This is a genomic window from Desulfobaculum senezii (assembly GCF_054657395.1).
Map to the genome: position 1 here is coordinate 265,223 of NZ_BAAHYU010000002.1, position 21,633 is coordinate 286,855.

Consider the following 21,633-nt stretch of genomic DNA (forward strand, 5'->3'; position numbering starts at 1 on the left):
GCGCTGGGCGGATGCCGCACGCGCCGGGGGAAGCGCGGGGCGCTAGTAGTTTTTGATTTCGGCGTACCAGCCGCTGGATTTTTCCAACAGCTCGTTGATGCGCGCCACAAGGGCGTGCGGGTCGTTGAGGTAGCCTTCCTGCAGGAGCGCGCCTTCGTACAGGTGCTCCACGCTGGTGCGGAAGAACGGGTCCTCGGCGTCGCCCTTGTAGATTTTCAGCAGATTGCGGGCCAGCGCGTGGTCGCGGTTCAGCTCCAGAATTTTGACTGGGGGCGTGGTGTCCTTGGACATAATCTGCATCATTTTCTGCATCTGGGAGCTGGTGCCGTCCGCGCTGACGAGGCAGGCGGGGCTGTCCTTGAGGCGGCGGGAGACGCGCACGTCCTCCACGCGCTCGCCAAGGATGCTCTTGATGGCGGCCAGCACGTCGTCAAAGGTCTTTTCGTCCTCTTCGGACAGGGTCTCGGTGGCGGCGGGGCCGTCCTCGGTGTCCTTGAAGGCCTCAAGGGCGGCCATGTCGGCCTGCTCTGCGGCCACAAGGCGGAATTCCTTGTACTCGCGCAGGGCCTCCATGATGAATTCGTCAATGGGCTCGTAGAGGTAGAGCACCTCAATGCCCTTGCGGCGGAAAATTTCGCCGTGGGGGTTCAGGCGGATGGCTTCGCGGCTGTTGCCGGAGATGTAGTAAATCTCCTTCTGGCCGTCCTTCATACGCTCGGCGTATTCGGCGAGGGAGGTCAGGCCGTCGGCGTCCTCGTTGGCGGAGGAGTTGAAGCGCAGCAGTTCGGCAAAGCGGTCCTTGTTCATGAAGTCGCTGTAGCCCAGCTTGAACACCTTGTGGTGGTTCTTCCAGAAGGAGGCGTATTTTTCCGCGTCGTCCTCGGCCAGTTTGGCCAGACGGGTGAGCACCTGCTTGGTGACGGTGTTGCGGATTTTGTCGATGAGGACGTTTTCCTGCAGGGTCTCGCGGGAGATATTGAGGGGCAGGTCCTCGGTGTCCACCACGCCGCGCATAAAGCCGAGATACTGGGGGATGAGGTCCTTGTGGCGGCGGTCGATGAGCACGCGGCGCACGTACAGGTCCAGCCCGTAGGTTTCGGGATCATTGAAGAAGCCGCCGGAGGACATATCCGGCACAAAGAGCAGGGCGTTGAACTGTACGGGCGCGTCAACCGCGATGTGCAGGGTGTCCAGCGGGGCGTTGGTGTCGTAGGTGAGGAACTTGTAGAACTCGTCGTACTGGTCCTGCTTGATCTGGAACTTGGGCTCGCGCCACAGGGCGGGCTGGGTGTTCACATGCTCGCCGTCCACCTTGATGGGGAAGGAGATAAAGTTGGAGTGCTCGCGGATGATGCCCTTGAGGCGCTCGGTGTCCGCAAAGTCGGCGGCGTCTTCCTTCAGGTGGATGGAGATGGTGGTGCCGCGGGGCACGTCGCCTTCGGCGTCCTCGATAGTGTAGCTGCCCGTGCCGCCGGAGGTCCAGACCACGGGGGCTGCGTCCTGCATGGCGGAGCGGCTGGTGATGGTGACGTTGTCCGCCACCATGAACACGGAGTAGAAGCCAACGCCAAAGCGCCCGATGATGGAATCGGCCTGCGTGCCGTTTTTGGCGGCCTCTTCCATGAAGGAGGCAGAGCCGGAGTGGGCGATGGTGCCGATGTTGGCGATGAGTTCGTCGCGCGTGAGGCCAATGCCGGTGTCCGTCACCGTGATGGTCCGCGCGTCCTTGTCCGTGGTGATGGTGATGGCGAGTTCGGCGTCGGAGTCCACAACGTCGCTGCCGCTGGAGGTCAAAAAGCGGACCTTGTCCATGGCGTCGGACGCATTGGAGATAAGCTCGCGCAGGAAAATGTCGCGGTTGGTGTAGATGGAGTTGGTGATGATGTCGAGAAGCTGGGTGATCTCGGCCTTAAATGTATGTTCGCTGTGCTGTGCAGCCATGTGGGATTCCTCCTCTTTCAGACAAAAAATTTCTTCTTGCACATAATTTCGTGGTGCGGATTGTCAAGGGGGCGGGTGACAGAAACCCTGTGCGGTGGGCTGTGGACGCACCGTGCGGGCGGGGCTTTGGGGCAGGGCGGCGCGCCGCAGACGCTGGGCAGCGTCCGCGCCTGTTGCTTTGAGACATAGGGTGGACCCGTGGGACGTGGCACATCCCCGCCTAGTGGGCGGGCGGGGCCGCAGGCTCCAGCCACCGGCGATAGAGCGCGGCGTGGCGTTCGTCCCCGCGCGCGGCAAACAGGGCCGCGTAGCGGCGGGCGGTCTGGGTGAGGGCGGCGGTGTCCCGCTCCCGCGAGAGGAGGGTGTCGCAGGTGGCGGAGACGGCCCGGGCGAGGTCCGTGTGCCCGCAACGGGCGGCCAGCCCCGCAAGGGCGGCGGCATTGGCCGCGTGGGGCATGAACAACGACTGCGTATACCGAACACCCAGTGCGCCGCTCAGGTCCCCGGCGGCCTCCAGCCGGGAGATGGCAAGGTGGTAGCCTTCCTCCCAAAAGAGTTCACGGGCGAGGGTGTCCATGATGACGCTCAGGGGCTTATCCGCGGCGCGGCGCGCCAGTTCCTCCCCGCGTTCACGCGGCAGGGCGGGGTACGGATCAAGGGCGCGGGTGAGGCGGACCTCAAAGCCGTCGCGCGTGACAAGGGCGTGGAAGTCCGGCTCGAAGCAGTCCGGGCAGCGCTCGCGCAGCAGGCGGCCGTTGTGGATGTCGCTTGCAAAGCGTCCTTCTGTACTGCCCCCCACATGCAGCACCGTGCTGGAGGGCACAACCCGGACGCTGCGCCCGGCCTGACGCAGGCGGCAGCACAGTTCAAGGTCCTCGAATCCGTTGCGGTAGCCCTCGTGGAACGCGCCCATGTCATAAAAGAGGGGGCGCGGTATGAGCATGGCCGCTCCGGTGATGGCCTGCACCGGACGGCGCACCTGACACAGCGGGTGCGTGCCGGGAACGTGGGAGTAGATGTGCTCCGGTCCCATGTCCGGGTGGAAGGCGACGCCAAGGTGCTGCACGGTGCGCGTTTCCGGAAAGAGCAGCAGCGGCCCTGCGGCGCCAAGGTCCGGCGTGTCGTCAAAGGCGGCAAGGAGCGGGGGCAGCCAGCCGTCTTCGCACAGGGTATCGTTGTTGAGCAGAAAGAGAAAATCACTGTCTACGGCCTGTCCGGCGCGGGTGCAGGCGACGCCAAAGGGCGTGCCCGCCGGGTGTTGGAGCAGGAAGCCGCTTTCCGGAAAGGTGGCCGCAAGGTGCTTGTTCACCATGTGCAGGCTGTTGGCCTCAGAGCCATTGTCTGCCACCACCACGGCGATGCTGTGCCCCTGTGTGGTGGCCTTGATGGAGGTGAGGCAGTCGGAGGTCAGGGCAGGATTATTGAGTGCGGGGATGATGATGGCGACGCGAAAATGTGGCGTTTTCATGACGTTTCCCCTGGTGTTTTGAAACTAGTTCCCTGATTTATCATGCAAAAAAAGATCAGGTGGAAGACTGTTGTTCCCGCAATAATCATCTGTTATAGGTGACCACTGTTGCAGACAATCGGTGGGGCGCAGGCGCAAGTGGCGCCTGACGGATTGCAGTCTCGCTCCATCGTACAAAGATAACGCAATCTTGTGCCAAGGGAAATGTAAATTGGCCGGGACCCCGGCTGATTGTCGAAAAGCATTGACACACAAGACTTGCGGGGATAGTGGGTGAGCACTCACTATAGGGGATGTTGCACTATGATTACAGAAGAGAAATATTTTCTGACCAATTATCCAGGTTACGTCATTGCCCGCACGGGCAAGGCCATCAAGTTTGAGCTACGCCGCTACCTGCGCGAAGCCGGAATCGAAGTGACAAGCGAGCAGTGGGCGCTGTTGTGCCACCTGTGGGAGCAGGAAGGCCGCTCCCAGAAGGAGCTGGCCGAGTTGTCCTTCAAAGATACGGCGAACATCACTCGGATGATAGACGTCCTTGAAGGGAAAGGTATAGTCTACCGCGAGAAGGACCCCTCGGACAGGCGGACCTACAAAATCTATCTGACGTCCAAAGGTCGCGAGCTGCGCGGCGAAGTCATGCCATTTGTCATGGACCTCGCCAGCAAGGCGTTCTCCTGTCTGAGTGATGACGAACAGAAGGAACTGGTCCGTATGCTCAACACACTGTGTAACCACATCGTTGATATGCGCGAAACCACGAGTTAAATCGAGCCGCCATGAGGGCGGCCGGAGGTCTGCTTATGTCGCGTCTGCCTGCTGCTGTTGTCTTGTCCGCCCTCATCCTTCTTATGTGCGCCTTCCCTGCGGGCGCGCAGGAGGATTCCTCGCAAAAGAAGCAGGGACCACCTCCCGCCAAGGTTATCGTGACCAAGGCCGTCTCCGGTTCGGTGACGCCTCGGTCCGTGTACGTTGGCACGGTCTATTTCCCAGAGGTTGCCGATGTGGCCGCTGAAGTCAGCGGCCGTGTTGTGCGTGTAAGCTTTGAGGAAGGCGACCGCATTTCCCGGGGCACAAGTCTTGTGGCCCTTGATACCAGCCTGACCAAAGAGCGCCTTGCCGCATCCAAAGCGGCATTGGCCGAGTCTCGTGCGTCCCTTGAGCGGGAGCGTATTGAGTTTGGCCGCCTCAGCCGCCTGTATACCAGCAGAACCATTTCCGAACAGGATTTCGACGATTCCCGCTACAGCGTCATTGAACTGGAGCGCCGCGTGGACGCCCTGCAGGCCGAGGTGGCAGAAATGACCATCGAACTGGCCAAGGCCCGCGTGCCCGCACCGTTCACGGGCGTTGTTCTTGCGCGTGAGGTGGAGCGGGGCGAATGGCTGTCTCCCGGGGCAACCGTGGCCGTTTTGGCCCGTGACGACGCCGTGGACGTGCACGTGAACGTGCCCGCCAGCGTGCTGCGCACGGTGCAGAAAGGGGCGTCCGTTCCCGTCCGCGTCGGCGGCGAGGAGTACGAGGGTGTGGTCTTCGCCGTTATTCCGCGCGGCGACATAACCACCCGCACCTTCCCGGTGAAGGTCCGCATCAAGGATGCTCCCGGCCTTGCGCAGGGGATGGACGCGGAGGTCCGCCTGCCTATTGGCGCGCCTGTGCAGTCGCTCATTGTCCCGCGCGACGCGGTGGTCACATCGCCGCAGGGCACGGTTATCTTTACCATTGCCGATGGCGCGGCCCAGCCTGTGCCCATCCGGGTCAGCGATTATATGGGGCTGGACGCCGCCATATCCGGCGACGGCCTGTCGCCTGGCATGGACGTGGTGGTCAAGGGCAACGAGCGTCTGCGCCCGGGCCAGTCCGTCATCGTTTCCGACAGAATCTAGTTCGACCGCAATTCGCTTCCGCGCCGGGATTGGTGCGACTACCGGGGAGAGTTGATGGATTTCATCCAGTATTCCATTAAGAAGCCCGTGACCGTGCTTGTGGGCATCATTCTTGTGGTGCTCTTTGGCCTTATTGGCCTGTTTGGCATGCCCTACCAGCTAACGCCCACCGTGACGGAGCCGGAAATTACCGTCTCCACCACGTGGACGGGCGCCACCCCCTACGAGGTGGAACGCGACATCATCGAGGAACAGGAGAAGGTGCTCAAGGGCGTCTCCGGCCTTGTGGAGATGGAAAGCCGTTCCCAGACCGGCCGGGGCAGAATTTCCCTCAAGTTCAAAATCGGCACCGATGCCGACGACGCGCTGCTGCGCGTCTCCAATAAGTTGAACGAGGTTCCCTCCTATCCGCTGACGGCGGATAAGCCCGTCATCAGCGCCACGGGCGAGTCCACCAACCCCATCATCTGGATGATGCTCAAGAACCTGCCGGACAACGAGAAGGACATCGACACCTATCGGACATTCTTCGAGAACGAGGTGCGGCAGTATCTGGAGCGTGTGGACGGCGTGGCCGAACTCTTTGTGGGCGGCGGCACCGAGCGCGAGATGCATGTCATCGTGGATCCGGTGAAAATGGCCGCCCACCGCCTGACCATCGACAAGCTCATTGCGGTGCTCAAGGCCGAGAACATGAGCATTTCCGCTGGCAACATGGAGCTTGGCCGCCGCGAGTACCGCATCCGTTCCATCGGCGAGTTCAAGTCCCCTGCGGAGATTGAAGACATGGTCATCAGCTCCTCGGGCGAGCGGCGGGTGCACCTGCGCGACGTGGGCTTTGCCGAATTCGGCTACGAAAAGCGCGAAGCCTCCATCATGCACAACCGCGACCCCGGCATCGCCGTAGGCGTAAAGCCCGAACCCGGGGCCAACGTTTTGCAGGTCACCGACGACGTGTGGAACGAGGTGCAAAAGCTCAACGACGGCAAGCTGAAAAACCGGGGCGTGTTCCTCGATTGGTCCTACGACCAGCGTCCCTACATCAACGGCGCCATCGACCTTGTGAAGCGTAATATCATCATCGGCGGCGTGTTGGCGGTGTGCGTGCTGCTTATCTTCCTGCGCAGCTTCTCCTCCACGGTTATCGTAGCTGTGGCGATTCCCATTAGTATCATCGGCGCGTTCATCTTTATGAGCGGCTTTGGCCGCAACCTGAACGTGGTGTCCCTTGCGGGTATATCCTTTGCCGTGGGCATGCTGGTGGATAACGCTATCGTTGTTTTGGAGAACATCGACAGGCACCGGAAACAGCTGGGCAAGTCGCCCTTCCGCGCCGCCTATGACGGCACGCGCGAGGTTTGGGGCGCGGTGCTGGCCTCCACCCTGACCACTGTGGCGGTCTTCCTGCCAGTGGTGTTTATGGAGGAGGAAGCGGGCCAGCTGTTTAAGGACATCGCCATCGCCGTGACCTGCGCCGTGGCGCTTTCCCTGTTTGTGTCCGTGTCCGTCATCCCCATGCTGTGCAACCAGTTCTTCACCTTTACGGAGAAGCGCCTTGGCCGCGGCAAGGGTGGCAAAGACAAGGACGGGGACGCCGCCGCGTGCACGCGTGGCTGCAACCCCGTCACCCGCGCCTTTGACAGGTTTGGCGAGACCGTGACCGGCCTGATGATGGGACTGAGCGAACTTGCGCTGTCCTCACGCGTGTCGCGGCTCGTGACGGTGGTGTCGCTGACGGTGTTTGCCGTTGGCATGTCGTGGCTGTTCCTGCCCAAGATGGAATACCTGCCGCAGGGCAACAGAAACCTGCTGGTGAATATCCTTATCCCGCCGCCGGGGCTGTCCGTGTCCGAAAAGGACGCCATGGGCGAGCAGATTTTTAAGGAGACCGGACCGCTTCTGGATAATGACGAGTGGGAGGGCCTGCCCGGTATTCAGAACATGTTCTACGTGGGCGCGCCGGGGTTCAATATCTTTGGCGTGGTGTCCCGGCACGAGCAGCGGGCCGGCGAGCTTTTGGGCAAGATGTCGCAGGTGGCGAACTCCATCCCCGGCACCTTTGGCGTCAGCCTGCAGGCGGGCATTTTTCAGGACCGTCTGGGCGGTGGCCGCGCCATTGACCTCGACCTGTCCGGCGATAGTCTGGAACAGCTCACCGCCGCTGGCGGCGCGTTGTTTGGGGCCATCAATGGCGCTGTACCCGGCGCGCAGATTCGCCCCAAGCCGTCCCTTGAACTCTCCTTCCCCGAAGTGCGCATGACGCCAAACCGCGACCGCGTGCGCGCCGCTGGCATGACCGCCGGCGAAGTGGGCGTTGCCCTCGATGTACTCATGGACGGCCGCAAGGTGGGCGAGTTTAAGGAAGAGGGCAAAAAGAAGATTGATCTTGTGCTCAAGGCCTCGCGTGAGGATATCTCCACGCCGGAGGCCTTGTATGATGCGCAGCTGGCCACCCCCGCCACGGGGCTGGTGCCGGTCTCCCTGCTGACGGACCTTGAACGCGCCAACGGCATTACGGAAATCCGCCACCTTGAGCGCCGCCGTACCATCACCCTGCAGGTGACGCCGCCCGAGACCCTGCCGCTGGAGCAGGCCATGGAGACCATCCAAAACGGCATCATTCCCGATGTGCAGAAATCCGGCCTGCTGGAGAACATTGACGTGCGTCTTGCCGGTGCGGCGGACAAGCTGACCGTGACGCGTCAGGCCTTGCAGTGGAACTTTGTGCTGGCCATCGTCATCATTTATCTGCTGATGTCGTCGCTGTTCTCGAACTTCCTGTATCCGTTTGTCATTCTGTTTACGGTGCCTCTTGCGGCGGCGGGCGGGTTCCTCGGCCTGAAGCTGGAGAACCTGCTGATCACCTACCAGCCCCTCGACGTGGTGACGATGCTCGGCTTCGTTATCCTCATCGGCGTGGTGGTGAATAACGCCATCCTCATCGTACACCAGAGCCTGAACAATATCCGCGACCACGGCATGGCCTACAAGGAGGCCGTGCTGGAGTCCGTACGCACGCGTCTGCGCCCCATCTACATGAGCGCGCTGACGTCCATCTTCGGCATGCTGCCGCTGGCCGTGGCCCCCGGTCCTGGTTCCGAGCTGTACCGCGGCCTTGGCTCCGTGATTCTGGGCGGCCTTGCCCTGTCCACCATCTTCACGGTGTTTGTGATTCCCAGCCTGCTGATGTTCTTCCTTGGCTGGGAGCAACGCCGCAGTGAGGCCGAAGCCGCGTACGACGCCTAATAGCGCCACATATTGCACCAAAAAAACGCCCCCGCCGGACTGTCCGGCGGGGGCGTTTTGCGTGTGCGTTTGGGAGAGTGGGGCACTAGCCCTTGAAGTGAATCTCCGCGCGGGCGGTTTCGGCATCAAGGGGCTTGAGTTTGACGTCCACCTTCTCGTGGAAGAACTCCGCCGCGCCTTCAAGGATGCCTTGGAAGTAGGCAAACAGGGCGCGCTTGGAGTGGTAGTTCATGAACAGCACCTTGCCCTTGTCTTCAATGGTGAAGCCGGGCGGAACCATGCCGGGCATGTTTTTAATCACATCGGCGTGGGTGTCGTTCATGGTCAGGAGGAAGTCCTTGAGGTTGTCGGCCTTGAAGTAGCGCTTGTACATCCTGTGGAAGCCGCCAATGGTGTAGTGGCCCAGCTCGCGGAAAATGGTGTCGCGGCTTTTGCCTGTGGCACTGGCAGCGATGTCGGCCATTTGCGTCAGCACGTGGTCGGGGTAGCTTTCTGTAGGCAGGAAGGTCGGCTCGCCCAGTTCTTCCTGCACGGCGCTAAAGGCTTCGCTGCCGAGCTTTTGCTCAATGAACTCATGCATGAGCTGGGGCAGAACGCCCTTCATCATGCCCTCGCCCTCCTGCAGCATAAAGCCGGAGCTTGCGCCATCTTCGCCCGTGGCCTTGGCCAGGGTAAGCAGTTCGCTGGAGAGCTTGGCCAGGTCGCGGGTGGCGTAGGCCTGCTGGGATGCGCCTTCGTCGGCGTCGCGGGCAATGTCGGCGATTTCGTCGATGCTGCCGGAAATCTGTTCGGCGTGGCCGGACTGGGCGTCTGCGGCGGAGGCGATTTGCGCTACGCGGTCCACCATGTCGTCAATGCGCTCCATAACCTTTTCCAGTGACTCGCCGGCGCTGTTGGACAGCTCGGTACTCTGCTCCACCTGCTTGCCGGTGACGTCCATGGATTCCACGGCGTCCTTGGCGGAGCTTTGCACGGTGTGGATGGCGCTCTCCACTTCCTTGGTGGCGACCATGGTCTTTTCCGCCAGCTTGCGGACTTCATCGGCCACAACGGCAAAGCCGCGTCCGGCGTCGCCCGCGCGGGCGGCCTCGATGGCGGCGTTGAGGGCCAGCAGGTTGGTCTGGTCCGCAATGTCGTTGATGACGCCGATAATGCGGCCAATTTCACCGGTACGGTTGTCCAATTCGGCCAACTGCTCGGCAAGGCCTTTGGCGGACTTGGACAGCGCGTTGATGTGGTCCACGGCCTGACGCACCAGCTGCACACCGTCGGCGGCCTCGGAACGTGCAGACTCGGCGGCCTGTGAGGTGCCTGTGGCGTTCTCCGCCACCTCCATCACGGCCTCCATGAGCTTTTCCACAGCTTCGGCGACGGCCTGCGTTTGTTCCTTTTGGCGGCGGGAGCCTTGCGCCTGTTCGTCGGCGTGGGCGCTCATGAGTTCGGAGGAACTGGCAAGGCGCTGGGCCAGCTTGTTCACCGAGGCAAAGGCGTTTTTGAACTGCTGGCGTTGTTGTTCGGATTCCGTGCAGTACTTATCAATTTCGGTGGTGTCGCTCATTTGCAGGGCAAAGACGCCGGTATCCATGTCGCGCCCAATATGCACGCGGACCTGTTTGCCGGTGGTATGCAGGGTGCCGTCAACGCTTCCGGCGCGCCCCTCGCGCGCGAGGGCCAGTGCAAGGTCCTCGCCCAGCACATCGCGCAGGGGAAGGCCCTTGAGCTCGGACGGGTCGTCCGCGCCCACAAGCTCGGCCATGGCCATGCTGGCGCCCCAGACGGTTTCGGCGTCCGCGCAGACGATAATGGGCAGCTGCGCCGCGGCAAGGGCGCGGGAAAGCAGGCCCGCTTCCTCGCGGTAGGATTCAATATCGCGCTGGGCCAGGTCGGCCTGTGCGGCGGCCTCGCGCTGCGTCTTGGCCGCGCCAAGGTATAGAACTGCGGTGAGGATAAGGCCGATGACGGCCGCTCCGATTCCCGCCCACAACGAGGCCAGCGCTCCTGCGGCAAGGCACAGGACAGAGAGAACGCCGCCAAGAATCAGAAGGGGAGTTGTGCGGGAAGAAGAGGAAGACGTGTTGGCCATTGGGTGATCTCCTGTGCAGGAGGCAGCTGCACTGTTCTGGGTGAACTGGTCATGGAAACCGGAGATGCCACCATATGCGTTAGCCGCAGGGCCGGGGCGGGGCCTCGGCGTGCGGCGCCGTGGTGGTGCGTCGCCGGTGAAGCCATGCGCGTGCGCGTTGCACGCGGGCGGGATTGTCCGAATCACGCTGTGACGTTTATACCATAGTACAGGACCTCTTGTCCCGGATGTATTCCCCCCTGTGGTGGGCGGTGCTGGCCTGCGCCAAACCTGCGCAGCATAAGCGCAGCGCGGCCCGGATGCGGTTTTTTGCTTCGCCGGGGGCGCGTGATGGAATATCTTCAAAAAGTGCCCCGAAATTGCTAGGATAGTCCGACGCGGCGCCCGCCAATGCGTGGGACCGCTCCATCACAAGAGATATTCAAGCAAAAAGGATGCATATGCCCAAGGCAGCCCAGATTGTCGAACAGCATCTCAACCGGTGCCGCGCCGCGTACCGCAAGGGCGAGGAACTCAAAAGCCTGATTGCCCTCGCGGAAGCGCTGAAGCTGATGATTCAGCACAAGATACACTCCATGGATATGCAGCGCATTGGCAACCTGGTGCGCGAAAACCTCGGCAATGTCACCGGCATCGCCAAGGTCAAGGAAATGTCCGCCCAGCCGCTGTCGTGGAGCAAGGGGCAGGAGAAAAAGCTCCTTGCCGCACTGGTGCCCATCATCAAGGCCATGCAGGAGGACCAGCGGCGGGAGAGCATGGAGGCCATGCGCGAGCGCAAGCTCAAGATTGACCGCGCCCTGCTTGGCGGCACCCGCTATCTGGAGCGCGGCATGATCAAGGAAGCCCAGCAATCCTTCCGCGAGGCCGTGGACATCCATGTGGATGAGGACGCGCTGTTTTTGATGATTGCCGAGCGGTTGCAGGCCGCTGGATTTTATTCCGAATCCTTTGAGCACCTGCGCAAGGCCCTTGAGGTGGACCCCAACAGCCGCCGCGCGTGCGAGATGCTCTACGAAGCCGCCGTGAAGACCAAGGACCTCAAGCGCGGCATGGAGTACTTCCAGCGTGCCCAGAAAAAGAGCGGCGACACCGCCCATGTGCTCTTTGGCCTTGCGCGGCTTTCCGCCGCCGGAAAGCGCTATGATCAGGCGCTGACCCTTGGCCGCCGCGCCTTTGAACTGGGTCCGGACATCGTGCAGCTGAAAAAATTCCTGCGCACCGTGGAGCAAAAGGGCGGGGAAGCCGCCTAGTTGGCGCCAGCTGCGCGGGGACGCCCGCAGTCGCGCCATTGGCGGTGACGAGGCCCCCTTTGCGGCAAGGCCAGCCCCCCGAGTGTGCAACATCGCCGCCTCGCCCGGGTGCAGAGGCGGCGATTTTTCGTGTATTGTCAATATTTTCAGAGGAATGCATCCTGATCGGGCCACTGCTTGACAGGGTGGGGTGGAGACTCTACTTTCCACGTGAAACCCGAGTAAGGAGACATACCATTATGGCATACGATATTCGCCTGGTGAAGCTCATCAACGGTGAGATGGTCATCGGCAAGTACGACGAAGAAGCAAAGCAGCTGAAAGACGCCGCCATCCTGCAGACCGTTCCTGCCCAGCAGGGCGTGCAGATGATGCTGCTGCCTTTCGGTTATCCCTTTGATAACGAGATTGACGCCGAAATTTCCTACGAATACGTCATCTACGAATACAAAAACTGCCCCGATGACTTGAAGAACAAGTACATCGAGGCGGCTTCCAACCTCACCCTCGCCAAGCCGGGCGACCTGAACAACCTCGGCGGCCAGGGCGGCAACGTTTCCGACCTGTCCCAGCTTCTCAAGAAGTAGCGACTGGCGGTCCGGCGATGTTTTGGGGCGGCCTGCGGGCCGCCCTTTTTTTGCCACCCCAGTGGCTTTGCCCGCATGGGCTTTTCCACCAGTCACGACGACACAGGCGGATGCGCCAGCACCGCCGGAGGCGCACGAATGCGTTCACTACTTCCGCTTTTTAACGGTCCCAGCAAATATATGGGCACCGAACCCGGCACCGTGCACAAGGACCCGGCAACCGTGTCCGTGCGGATGGCGCTGGCTTTCCCCGACCTGTACGAGGTCGGCATGGCCTACCTTGGTCAGAAGATCCTCTATGGCATCATCAACGAGCGCGACGCGTTCTGGGCGGAGCGCGTCTTCACCCCGGGCGAGGATGTGGCGGCCATCCTGACCGAACGCGGCGAGCCGCTGTGTACGCTGGAGTCCGACACCCCGCTGGCGCAGATGGATCTGGTGGGTTTTCACGTCACGCACGAGCTGTGCTACACCAATATTTTGCATATGCTGGACCTTGGCGGCATTCCCCGCCGCACAGAGGACCGCATGGACCTGCCCCTTGGCGAGGCGCCCCTCATCATGGCGGGCGGCGGATGCACCTTCAACGCCGAACCCATTGCGCCGTTTATGGACTTTATGGTCCTTGGCGACGGCGAAGAGGTGCAGATGTGCATTCTGGAGCACATCGACGCCGCCAAAAAGGCCGGACATTCGCGCCGCGAGACGCTTGAGTCCATGCGCCACATGCCCGGTGTGTACATCCCCTCGCTGTTCGACAGCCCCGGTGCGCCGCAGCCGCCGCGCCCCCTGCGTGAGGACTACCCCCACGTGGAGAAGGCCATTGTCGAGAGCATGGAGGAAACGCCGTTTCCCACCAATCACATTGTGCCCTTTGCCCAGCCCGTGCACGACAGGCTGGCCGTGGAGATTGCGCGCGGGTGTACGCGCGGGTGCCGGTTCTGTCAGGCGGGTATGATTTACCGTCCCGCCCGCGAGCGCGACCCCAATACCCTCGACGCCCTCATCGCCGACGGGCTGGAGAAGACCGGCTACGAGGACCTCTCCTTCCTGTCCCTGTCCACGGGCGACTATTCCGGCCTGGAACATTTGTTCGAGCAGAGCTTTAGCCGCTGCCGTAAGGAGCAGGTGGCTATTTCCCTGCCGTCCCTGCGTGTTGGGTCCGTGAGCGAACGCATCATGGAGCTTATGGCCTCCATCCGCCGCACTGGCGCGACCATTGCACCGGAGGCGGGGAGCCAGCGCCTGCGCGACGTCATCAACAAAGGCGTCACCGAAGAAGGCCTCATCGCCCACGTCCGCAAGCTCTATGACCGCGGCTGGCAGCAGGTGAAGCTGTACTTTATGCTGGGTCTGCCCACGGAAACCTTTGAGGATATGGACGCCATTGTGGACCTGTGCCTCAAGGTGCGCGACTGCGCGGGCAAGTACGAAAAGCGCTTTCAGGTCACGGCGGCGGTGTCGCCCTTTGTGCCCAAGCCGCACACGCCTTTCCAGTGGGAGCGACAGCTCACCATGGACGAGGTGCGCGAGCGTGTGAACTACCTGCGTGAGAAGCTGAAGCCCCACAAGCGCATCAAACTGCGCTGGCATATGCCGGAGATGAGCTTTCTGGAAGGCATCTTCTCGCGCGGTGACCGCCGCCTTGCCCCGGTTGTGGAGCGTGCGGTGGCCAAGGGCGCGCTGTTTGCCAGCTGGATAGACCATATGAAGCTGGAGCCGTGGCTTGAGGCCATGGCGGAAGAGGGGCTGGACCCCATGGAATTTCTCGCCGCCCGCGACCTTGATGGTCCCCTGCCGTGGGACCACCTGCATCCGGGCGTGCGCAAGTCCTTCCTGCTCACGGAGCGCCGCCGCGCCGTTGAGGAGCGCTTGACCCCGGACTGCCGCTACCACGCCTGCCGCAACTGCGGTGTGTGCAATATGGACGGACGGCAGACCGAACTGGAACAGCAGGGCAAGGATATGGACATCCGCCCGCGCGTCATCTTTGAGCACCGCGACCAGTGCGACGCCACCGAGGAGTCCAACACCCACGCCACCACCGCGCCCGAGGCGCAGCCCGCCCAGCCTGAGCCGCAGGACGAGGCCGCTACGCCTGTGGAGGAGGCTCCGGCCAAGCCCGTGAACCCGCGTGCCAAGCCCAAGCCGCCGTCCCTCGGACCGCTGGCGGAGAAGGCCGCGCACTACCGCATTTGGCACGCCAAGAGCGGACTGGCGCGGTTCGTCTCGCAGGTGGAGATGCAGGTGATGCTGGAGCGTGTGCTCCGCCGCGCCCGTATTCCCGTGAGCTTTTCGCAGGGCTTTCACCCCTTGCCGCGCATGTCCTTTGGCATGGCGCTGCCCGTTGGGGTGGAGAGCGAGCAGGAGTGGTTCAACCTCTACCTGCGCGAGGCAATGCCCATTGATGAATTCTCGCGCCGCATCGCGTCGCAGTTGCCCATTGGCTTTGACCTTGTGCGGGTGGAGACCCTGTCGCTGGCGAAAAAGCAGCCCCAGCCCGTGGCCGAGGACTATGTGCTCACCTTCCTCGACGACGGCGCGGATGCGTGGATGCAGGCGTGGGAGACCGCGATGGAGCAGGATGAGATTCCGTGGACGCGCCAGACTAAAAAGGGTCCGCGCACCATGGACATCCGCCCCCGCGTCAAGCATTTCTCCCGCGAGGGGGACCGCACGCTGGCTGTCCGCTTTGACTGGAGCGAAAAATACGTCAATCCGCTGCGGCTCATTCTTGCCGTACTGCCGGACCTGACGCAGGACCGCTTTGTCCTGCGCAAGCTGCGCCAGTGGATGGAGATGCCGGACTAAGCACCAGAATCAGACGACACGACGCAAAGCGCCGGAACGGGAAGCCGTTCCGGCGCTTTTTTTGTTGCGTATGGCAGTGGGGGAAGAGGGGGCGGGCGGCTAGACGCTTTCCGCACGCACGAGGGCGTTGTGGGCGTCCTCGGCCTTGCCCTGCGCGGTGAGGGCGCGGGCGAGTTCCTTCCAGAATTGCGGCTGGCGCGGGGCAAGGGCGGCGGATTGGCGGGCCAGCACCTCCGCGATGTGCGGGTCCTCGCCGTTGTCGAGGTACAGCTTCGCCATCAGGTGCAGGGACACGGCGTCTTTGGGGTCGTGCAGAATGGCTTGGTGCAGGTGCTCGCGCGCTTCGTCAGGATTCTTTTGGGCAAGGGCGAGGCGGGCGAGGAAGCGGTGGGTCAGCTTTTCGCCCCCGCCAATGGCCGCCGCACGGGTGTAGTAGCCGCGTGCGGCATCAAAGTCGCCGTCGCGCTGGGCCAACTCGCCAAGGCGGATAAGGCTGAACACGTGGTCCGGGTCAATGGCGAGGCAGTCGTTGTATGCGGCGCGTGCGTTGTCATACTGCGCCATTTTCTGGCAGGCAAAGGCGTGGTTGTAGCGGGCAAACAGGTTGCCGCCGTCGCGGTCGATAACCGTTTGAAAGTGCTGTTTGGCCTTGGACAGCTGGCCCGTGCGCGCAAGGCAAATGCCAAGGGAGTTGCGGGCCACGGTGTTGCCTTCGTCCGCCAGCAGGGAGAGCTGGTATTCCTCAATGGCGTCGTAGATGCGCCCCTGCGCAAACAGCCGGTCCGCGCTGATGTTCAGGGCCACGGAGTCCAGCACGCCAATGCGCGGCGCCGGGAGCATTTGCGCGTAGGCAAGGGCCTTGCGGGCGTTATCCAGCGCGTCCGCGCGGGAGAAGCCAAGGTGCGGAAAGGGCGCGATGCCAAAGGCGGGCGGGGTGGTCAACACTGGCTCAAGGCGGCGCTGGACGGCGGCGCATAGGGCTGTGGCGTCATCCCCCGTGCATCCGGGCAGGAACCAAATCAGGCTGCCAATGCTGAAGCGTCCGCCCACGGCGCTGTCGCCAAATAGGTCCGAACAGATGGCGGAGACGTCGCGCAGGTGCATTTCCGTCTGCACGGGCGTATCGTTTTCCCCGGCGTCCGGCAGGCGCACCAGCACCATGCTGAAGCTGTCGTAGGCGTCGCGCTCCTGCGCGAAGTGGTCCAAAAAGTCGCGGTAGAGCAGCAGTCCTGTAAGCAGGTCGCGCCGGGGGGCGTCGCCGCGCGCGCCAGAGGCCGGAGCCTCTTCGGACTGCTGGGCAAGGGACAGGCGGTCCCCTGGGGTGATGGTCCACGAGGTGTCGGCAAGGTAGAGCACATCCGCCGTGGATGACGTGGCACGGACCTCCATGAGGACGATTTCACCCTTGTACATGGGGGGCGTGTCCGGCCCGCCGCCGTGGTCGTCGGACCACACGAGGTAGCGCTGGCCTTCGGCCGCGCCAACAGTGCGCCCAAGGCTGACGGTGATACGGTTCAGCGGCAGAATTTCCGTGACCGTGCCGCCTTCCTGGACAATTTGCCCAAAGCTGAACGCTGCGCCGTGGGTGGCGTAGCCTGCGGCGCGCGCGGCCTTGGCAAGGACGGCCCCGGCTTGCTCGCGAACGGACTGGCGCAGGGTGCGCGCGGGCATGTCCGTTGGGTAGTGGGTCAGGCCCACGGTGGCGTCCAGCGCCATTTCCATACCCAGCATAATGTCCGGGACGGCGACGGTTTGCAGGCCCGATGCAATGTGGTCCGCCAGTTCGCGGCAGTCCATGGGCGTGGCTCCGGGCCAGAAGACGCCAAGGGCGTCGCCGTCAAGGCGCGCGGCCACGGCCTGCTCCGGGAGCAGGTCGCGCAGGGCGGCGGCTGCGCTGCACAGGGCGCGGTCCCCAAAGGTGTAGCCGTAGCGGTCCTGCCATTCAGGCATGCTTGGTAGGGCGATGTGCACAAGGCCAAAGGAGGACGCCCCCTCGGTGCCGGGTGCGGCCAAACAGTCACCGGCCGGGGACATCAGGCCGTCCTGCGCTCCGGCAATGTCGCCGGACACCACGCGCAGAAAATGCGGGGCTGTGGCCAGCCCGGTGAGCGGGTCCGTCATTGCGGCCTTGTATAGTAGCAGTTTTTCCATGCTCTTCCACGCCATGGCCGCAAGGTAGGTGGGCAGCGACGGGGTGGGGTCCACCTCTACGCCGCGCGCGGCAAACACGCCAAGCAGCTGCCCATGCAGGGCCAGCGGCAGGAGCGCCTTGCCTTCCTCCGGCAGGATGACGGCGCGCCCTTCGCGCAGGTCCGCCCACGTTCCGGCCCCGTCCACAGAGCGCGGGAAAAAGAGGCTGTACGAGGTAAACGACAGGTACGAGGCTATCTCCTCCCGCAGGATGTCCTCGAAGGAGATCAGGTCGCGCCGCGACAGGGTCAGGCCGGTATCGGGTAGCAAGGAGGTGTTTTCGCTCATAGAAGCGGTGCATACCCCGGCGCGGCGAGGAGTTCAAGACACATGCGCCTATGGCGCGCGCAGGCGGCGCTTCGGCACGGGCGCATTCCGCGGGTAGATGGGGTTGGCCGCGGTCCACCAGCCGTCGCGGGCCTCGCGCGTGACCTCCAGCCTGTGCACGAATTTGATGCTTTTGTAGGCCAGCTGATAGGGCGCAACAAGCCGTGCGGGCGCGCCGCGGTCATGCGGCAGGGGAGCGCCGCCAATGCGCAGGGCCAGCAGGCAGTCCTGCGCGGGGTCCGTCAGGTCCGCAATGGACATGCACTCCACATAGGCCCGCAGACCATCCGGACCGCGCGGCGTGGCGCCAAGGGCGTGAAAGACCACATACCGCGCCGCCTTGTCAGCTTGGGCAAGGTCGAGCAGTGTTTTCAGGCGTACGCCGCCCCACATGATGTTCTGGACGGACCACCCCTCTACGCAGTGCATGTCCGAGGTCTGCTCCACCTGCGGCAGGGCGGTGAGGTCCGCATAGGCAAGGGCGGCTGGCGCCTGCACCAGCCCGTCAATGCGTAGGACATAGGGCGCGTCCGTGCCGTCAGGAAATTCCAGCATGCCCGTGCGCGGGGAAAAGGCGGGCAGGTCCTGCTCCACGGTGCGGGTGGGAAAGGCCCGGCGCATGGCCGCGCGTACCGGTGCGGGCAGGGCAATGCTCACCGGCAGCGTGAGCGCGCCAAGGAGCAGCGCGCGGCGCAGGGGCGAAAAGGGCAGATGCGGCATGGGGACCTCCTGGGCTGGACGTGACGGGGGCACCTCACTGTAGGATATGACGGTTGCTGGTGCAATGTTGTGTACCGAAACATGTCTGGGGGTGGACATTGTTTGGTATTTCGACAATGTTGTTCACCGTGGCAAAGCAGAAATTGCAAAGGAGAAGCGTATGGAACTCAGCGATAATCCAGTATTCAAGACGCTTTTTGAGCGCCGCAGTGTAAGGAAATTCACCGATGCTCCTATAACGCGCGACGAGGCGCTTGCCATTTTGGAGGCCGGACGCTGGGCCCCCAGCGGGCTGAACAATCAGCCGTGGCGGTTTATGTGTCTGTGGCCGGACGATCCGCGCTTTGAAGCCCTAGCGGGGTGCACCAAATACGCCGCCGTTGTGCGCGCGTGCGGTTTGCTCGTGGGCGTTTTTCTCGATAAGGACGCCATGTATTCGCCGCTGAAGGACCACCAAACCGCCGGGGCCTGCATACAGAATATGCTGCTTGGCGTGCACGCCCTTGGCCTTGGCGGGGTGTGGCTTGGAGAAATTATTAATCAACCGCAGCAGGTGCTGGACGCCCTGAAGCTGGACGCGGAGCGGTATGAGGTGATGGCCTTTATTGCCGTCGGCCATCCCGCGCATCCGGGTGCCAGCTCGCGCGAGCCGCTTGAAAAGCTGCTTATTGAGGAGTTTTGATGCAGATTCGGACCTACGCCCTCGGCCCCCTGCAAACCAACGGCTATCTGCTCTCCAGCGGAGGACAGGCCGTGTTTATCGATCCCGGGGGTGACCCTGCCAGCGTGTTGGACGTCATCCGGCAGGAGAACCTGACCCTGACGCATGTGCTCATCACGCATCTGCACTTTGACCATATTTACGGCGCGGCCAAGTTGGCGCGCGAGACTGGTGCTACCATCGCCGCCAACACCGAGGACGGCTTTCTGCTGGAGACTGAGGTCGGCGCCGGCGGCGCCATGGGCCTGCCCAAGGTGGAGCTGTTTGACTTTGCCCCTATCGCTCCGGGCGCCGCGACCTTTGTTGGCGAAGAGTGCCAAATTGTGGCGACGCCGGGGCATACGCCCGGCAGCCTGACCTTTGTGTTCCCCGGCGAGGGCGCGGCCTTTGTGGGCGACCTGATTTTTGCGCGCTCCATTGGCCGCACGGATTTTCCCGGCGGCAGCACGCCGACGTTGGTGCGCTCCGTGGAGCAGGGCATCTTTACCCTGCCGGAGGACACCACGCTGTATCCGGGCCACGGTCCGGCCACCAGCGTTGGCGACGAAAAGGCGCACAACCCGTTCTTTCAGCCCGGCGCGCCCGGGATGGGATTTTAGCGACATCGCCCCGCGGCCGGACGCCCTGCGCGTCCGGCCGCGCGTGCGGCGTGGAGCCTTTGGGACATGACTAGCGATAACGAAACGGTTTTTCTGGACCTGCGAGGCAAGTGCTGAGGCGTCGGGCTTGAGGTGGGGTGGTACCTTCGCCTGTCCCGCGCTTCGGTCATAGAAGTGCTTGTCCGCAAGGACGTGCTGGCGTCATTGGAAGACCAGCGCGCCACAAACGACAGCTGGCGGCTTGATGCCGCCGACGAGGGCGACCATGTTCGCGCACGGTTCGTCCATACACTGAGGGAGAAATCATGACGGTGCACAATGCGCAAAATGGCGGCACTCCGTTCGTCATGTCGTGCAGCCCGCGGCCGGGCGGCAACAGCGACAAGGCCGCGCTCCTCTTCGCCCAAGGCGCGGGAGACATCGCCGTAGACTTTTTGCGGCGCTACCGGGTGGAGCCGTGCGTCTCCTGCTATCGGTGCAAGCATGATCCGAAGCGGGCCTGCTACCTGACGGACATGGACCATAGCGGACGGCTGTTTCAGGGTATGCTGACTGCGCCGTACCTGTTCCTGTCCTCGCCCATCTATTATTATCACGTTCCGGCCCAGCTCAAGGCGTGGATAGACCGCAGCCAATGTCATTATCTGCGCAAACTGGACGGCGACGAATGTATGCGCGCACTGCCGCGCCGCAAGGCCTATGTTTCCCTGCTGGCAGGGCGTAAACACGGCGACAAGCTCTTTGAAGGCAGCCTGCTCACGCTGAAGTATTTTCTTGATGTCTTCAATTTTGAGATGCAGGAGCCGCTACTGTTTAAGGGCATTGACGAAAGCGGCGACCTGGAGGCCGATGTCTCCGGCTCAACCCAGCTTATTGAGCTTGGCCGCGCTGTGGCCGCCGAGCATGCCCCTGCGGCAACCTCTGTGGAGGAGCGGAGAGCCTAAGTGCTGCGGCGCCTTGTCCAGGCGGTCTGTGGCGCACGCTGCGGCGCGTGCGGTGTGGCCCTTGAGCCGGGCGAGCGCGGGCTGTGTTCCGCTTGCGCGCGCGAGTTGGCCCCGCGGACCACGGGCTACTGTCCTGCCTGCGGCGCGCTGTATCCTGCCCCGTCCGGCGGCATCTATCTGTGCGGCGCATGCCGCCGGGAGCCGCGACCATGGGACAGCTTGTATTTTTCCGGAGTCTACGACGGCCTGCTGCGGCGGTTGGTGCTGGACTATAAGTTCACTGGCCGTATTGGCCGCGGGCGCTTGCTCCAGCGGCTACTGCGCGAGGCCTGCCAGCGCGGTGGGTGGCCGGGCAGCGACCCTGCCGAGGCGCCCTCGTGGAGCGTGGTTCCCATCCCGCTGCATCCGGTCCGCCTGCGGGAGCGTGGCTTTAATCAGAGTTTAGAAGTGGCGCGCGGGCTTGCCGCGAGCGGGGCATGCGTGGATGCCCACGCCCTTAAACGCCATGCCGCCACCCGCCCACAGGTGGGGCTGAGCGCCGCGGTCCGGCGCGAGAATGTACGCGGCGCGTTTGGTGCGGATGCGGGCCGCGTTGCCGGGCGCAATATTTTGCTCGTGGATGATATTCTGACGACGGGCGGCACGCTGGAGGCCGCAACGCGCGCCCTTGAGCGCGCCGGGGCGGCGCGGGTGGATGTGGCCGTGCTGGCCAGAACGCCGGAGGCGTGAAAATGCTGGTCGGCGTGGGCAGAGTCCGCTACCATGGCCGAAGATGAACGGAGCGCGCCCGGTCTAAAACAGCCGGGATGCGGCTCTATCGGCGGCTTGGCCGTACGAGGAACCATCAACCCGCAGTGTCG

The 21,633-nt window shown here is 63.2% G+C and carries 16 protein-coding genes; 11 read left to right on the forward strand and 5 right to left on the reverse strand.

The features are described from left to right. Positions 1-42: 42 nt before the first annotated feature. Entirely contained in the window at positions 43-1,941 is a 1,899-nt protein-coding gene (gene htpG / locus ACYQ2T_RS01990; protein WP_459898015.1) for a molecular chaperone HtpG, read from the reverse strand. A 220-nt stretch (positions 1,942-2,161) separates the two neighbouring features. Next, on the reverse strand, positions 2,162-3,409 hold the full coding sequence (locus ACYQ2T_RS01995; protein ID WP_459898016.1) for a glycosyltransferase family 2 protein: 1,248 nt from the start codon (positions 3,407-3,409) through the stop codon (positions 2,162-2,164). 303 nt (positions 3,410-3,712) lie between these two features. Here ACYQ2T_RS01995 and ACYQ2T_RS02000 point away from each other — a divergent pair, with 303 nt between their 5' ends. The 3 genes from ACYQ2T_RS02000 to ACYQ2T_RS02010 are packed head-to-tail and all read left to right on the forward strand — an operon-like array spanning position 3,713 to position 8,541. After that, positions 3,713-4,177: a MarR family winged helix-turn-helix transcriptional regulator gene (locus ACYQ2T_RS02000; protein WP_404845794.1), complete on the forward strand. Its 465-nt coding sequence runs from the start codon at positions 3,713-3,715 to the stop codon at positions 4,175-4,177. A gap of 35 nt (positions 4,178-4,212) precedes the next feature. Next, complete coding sequence (locus tag ACYQ2T_RS02005) at positions 4,213-5,295, forward strand: efflux RND transporter periplasmic adaptor subunit (protein ID WP_459898019.1); 1,083 nt, start codon at positions 4,213-4,215, stop codon at positions 5,293-5,295. 54 nt (positions 5,296-5,349) lie between these two features. Then, entirely contained in the window at positions 5,350-8,541 is a 3,192-nt protein-coding gene (locus ACYQ2T_RS02010) for an efflux RND transporter permease subunit (protein ID WP_459898021.1), read from the forward strand. Positions 8,542-8,626: 85 nt separating this feature from the next. On the opposite strand, the gene ACYQ2T_RS02015 is transcribed toward ACYQ2T_RS02010, so the two are convergent. Further along, positions 8,627-10,624, reverse strand: a complete 1,998-nt coding sequence (locus ACYQ2T_RS02015) for a methyl-accepting chemotaxis protein (RefSeq protein WP_459898023.1) — start codon at positions 10,622-10,624, stop codon at positions 8,627-8,629. 440 nt (positions 10,625-11,064) lie between these two features. Between ACYQ2T_RS02015 and ACYQ2T_RS02020 the strand changes: the two genes are divergently transcribed. From ACYQ2T_RS02020 to ACYQ2T_RS02030, 3 genes are all read left to right on the forward strand, one after another. After that, positions 11,065-11,874 carry a tetratricopeptide repeat protein gene (locus tag ACYQ2T_RS02020; protein ID WP_459898025.1) on the forward strand — a complete coding sequence of 270 codons (810 nt, stop codon included), beginning with the start codon at positions 11,065-11,067 and terminating at the stop codon, positions 11,872-11,874. A gap of 239 nt (positions 11,875-12,113) precedes the next feature. Then, positions 12,114-12,461, forward strand: coding sequence for a hypothetical protein (locus tag ACYQ2T_RS02025; RefSeq protein WP_404845799.1), 348 nt, complete (start codon positions 12,114-12,116; stop codon positions 12,459-12,461). A gap of 138 nt (positions 12,462-12,599) precedes the next feature. Further along, positions 12,600-15,272 (forward strand): TIGR03960 family B12-binding radical SAM protein, encoded by a 2,673-nt coding sequence (locus tag ACYQ2T_RS02030; RefSeq protein WP_459898027.1) that lies wholly within the window; start codon positions 12,600-12,602, stop codon positions 15,270-15,272. Positions 15,273-15,371: 99 nt separating this feature from the next. On the opposite strand, the gene ACYQ2T_RS02035 is transcribed toward ACYQ2T_RS02030, so the two are convergent. Further along, a complete protein-coding gene (locus ACYQ2T_RS02035; RefSeq protein ID WP_459898029.1) occupies positions 15,372-17,750 on the reverse strand; it encodes a tetratricopeptide repeat-containing diguanylate cyclase in 2,379 nt (792 codons plus the stop codon). Positions 17,751-17,798: 48 nt separating this feature from the next. Beyond that, on the reverse strand, positions 17,799-18,509 hold the full coding sequence (locus tag ACYQ2T_RS02040) for a molybdopterin-dependent oxidoreductase (protein ID WP_459898031.1): 711 nt from the start codon (positions 18,507-18,509) through the stop codon (positions 17,799-17,801). Between the two features lie 160 nt (positions 18,510-18,669). Between ACYQ2T_RS02040 and ACYQ2T_RS02045 the strand changes: the two genes are divergently transcribed. The 5 genes from ACYQ2T_RS02045 to ACYQ2T_RS02065 all read left to right on the forward strand — a co-directional run bounded on the left by ACYQ2T_RS02045 (position 18,670) and on the right by ACYQ2T_RS02065 (position 21,502). Then, a complete protein-coding gene (locus ACYQ2T_RS02045) occupies positions 18,670-19,191 on the forward strand; it encodes a nitroreductase family protein (protein ID WP_459898033.1) in 522 nt (173 codons plus the stop codon). After that, entirely contained in the window at positions 19,191-19,829 is a 639-nt protein-coding gene (locus ACYQ2T_RS02050; protein ID WP_459898034.1) for an MBL fold metallo-hydrolase, read from the forward strand. Before ACYQ2T_RS02045 ends, ACYQ2T_RS02050 begins: the two co-directional genes overlap by 1 nt. Before the next feature lie 132 nt (positions 19,830-19,961). Beyond that, positions 19,962-20,138 carry a hypothetical protein gene (locus tag ACYQ2T_RS02055; protein ID WP_459898036.1) on the forward strand — a complete coding sequence of 59 codons (177 nt, stop codon included), beginning with the start codon at positions 19,962-19,964 and terminating at the stop codon, positions 20,136-20,138. Further along, on the forward strand, positions 20,135-20,773 hold the full coding sequence (locus ACYQ2T_RS02060; protein ID WP_459898038.1) for a flavodoxin family protein: 639 nt from the start codon (positions 20,135-20,137) through the stop codon (positions 20,771-20,773). Before ACYQ2T_RS02055 ends, ACYQ2T_RS02060 begins: the two co-directional genes overlap by 4 nt. Then, the gene (locus ACYQ2T_RS02065) at positions 20,774-21,502 is read left to right on the forward strand and encodes a ComF family protein (RefSeq protein ID WP_459898040.1); all 729 of its coding nucleotides are present in this window, start codon (positions 20,774-20,776) and stop codon (positions 21,500-21,502) included. It begins immediately after the preceding gene. Positions 21,503-21,633: the final 131 nt, after the last annotated feature.

Excerpts from the sequence above, each read along its gene's own strand:
- htpG (WP_459898015.1), bottom strand. The coding sequence starts at position 1,941 with ATGGCTGCACAGCACAGCGAACATACATTTAAGGCCGAGATCACCCAG.
- ACYQ2T_RS01995 (WP_459898016.1), bottom strand. The coding sequence starts at position 3,409 with ATGAAAACGCCACATTTTCGCGTCGCCATCATCATCCCCGCACTCAAT.
- ACYQ2T_RS02000 (WP_404845794.1), top strand. The coding sequence starts at position 3,713 with ATGATTACAGAAGAGAAATATTTTCTGACCAATTATCCAGGTTACGTC.
- ACYQ2T_RS02005 (WP_459898019.1), top strand. The coding sequence starts at position 4,213 with ATGTCGCGTCTGCCTGCTGCTGTTGTCTTGTCCGCCCTCATCCTTCTT.
- ACYQ2T_RS02010 (WP_459898021.1), top strand. The coding sequence starts at position 5,350 with ATGGATTTCATCCAGTATTCCATTAAGAAGCCCGTGACCGTGCTTGTG.
- ACYQ2T_RS02015 (WP_459898023.1), bottom strand. The coding sequence starts at position 10,624 with ATGGCCAACACGTCTTCCTCTTCTTCCCGCACAACTCCCCTTCTGATT.
- ACYQ2T_RS02020 (WP_459898025.1), top strand. The coding sequence starts at position 11,065 with ATGCCCAAGGCAGCCCAGATTGTCGAACAGCATCTCAACCGGTGCCGC.
- ACYQ2T_RS02025 (WP_404845799.1), top strand. The coding sequence starts at position 12,114 with ATGGCATACGATATTCGCCTGGTGAAGCTCATCAACGGTGAGATGGTC.
- ACYQ2T_RS02030 (WP_459898027.1), top strand. The coding sequence starts at position 12,600 with ATGCGTTCACTACTTCCGCTTTTTAACGGTCCCAGCAAATATATGGGC.
- ACYQ2T_RS02035 (WP_459898029.1), bottom strand. The coding sequence starts at position 17,750 with ATGAGCGAAAACACCTCCTTGCTACCCGATACCGGCCTGACCCTGTCG.
- ACYQ2T_RS02040 (WP_459898031.1), bottom strand. The coding sequence starts at position 18,509 with ATGCCGCATCTGCCCTTTTCGCCCCTGCGCCGCGCGCTGCTCCTTGGC.
- ACYQ2T_RS02045 (WP_459898033.1), top strand. The coding sequence starts at position 18,670 with ATGGAACTCAGCGATAATCCAGTATTCAAGACGCTTTTTGAGCGCCGC.
- ACYQ2T_RS02050 (WP_459898034.1), top strand. The coding sequence starts at position 19,191 with ATGCAGATTCGGACCTACGCCCTCGGCCCCCTGCAAACCAACGGCTAT.
- ACYQ2T_RS02060 (WP_459898038.1), top strand. The coding sequence starts at position 20,135 with ATGACGGTGCACAATGCGCAAAATGGCGGCACTCCGTTCGTCATGTCG.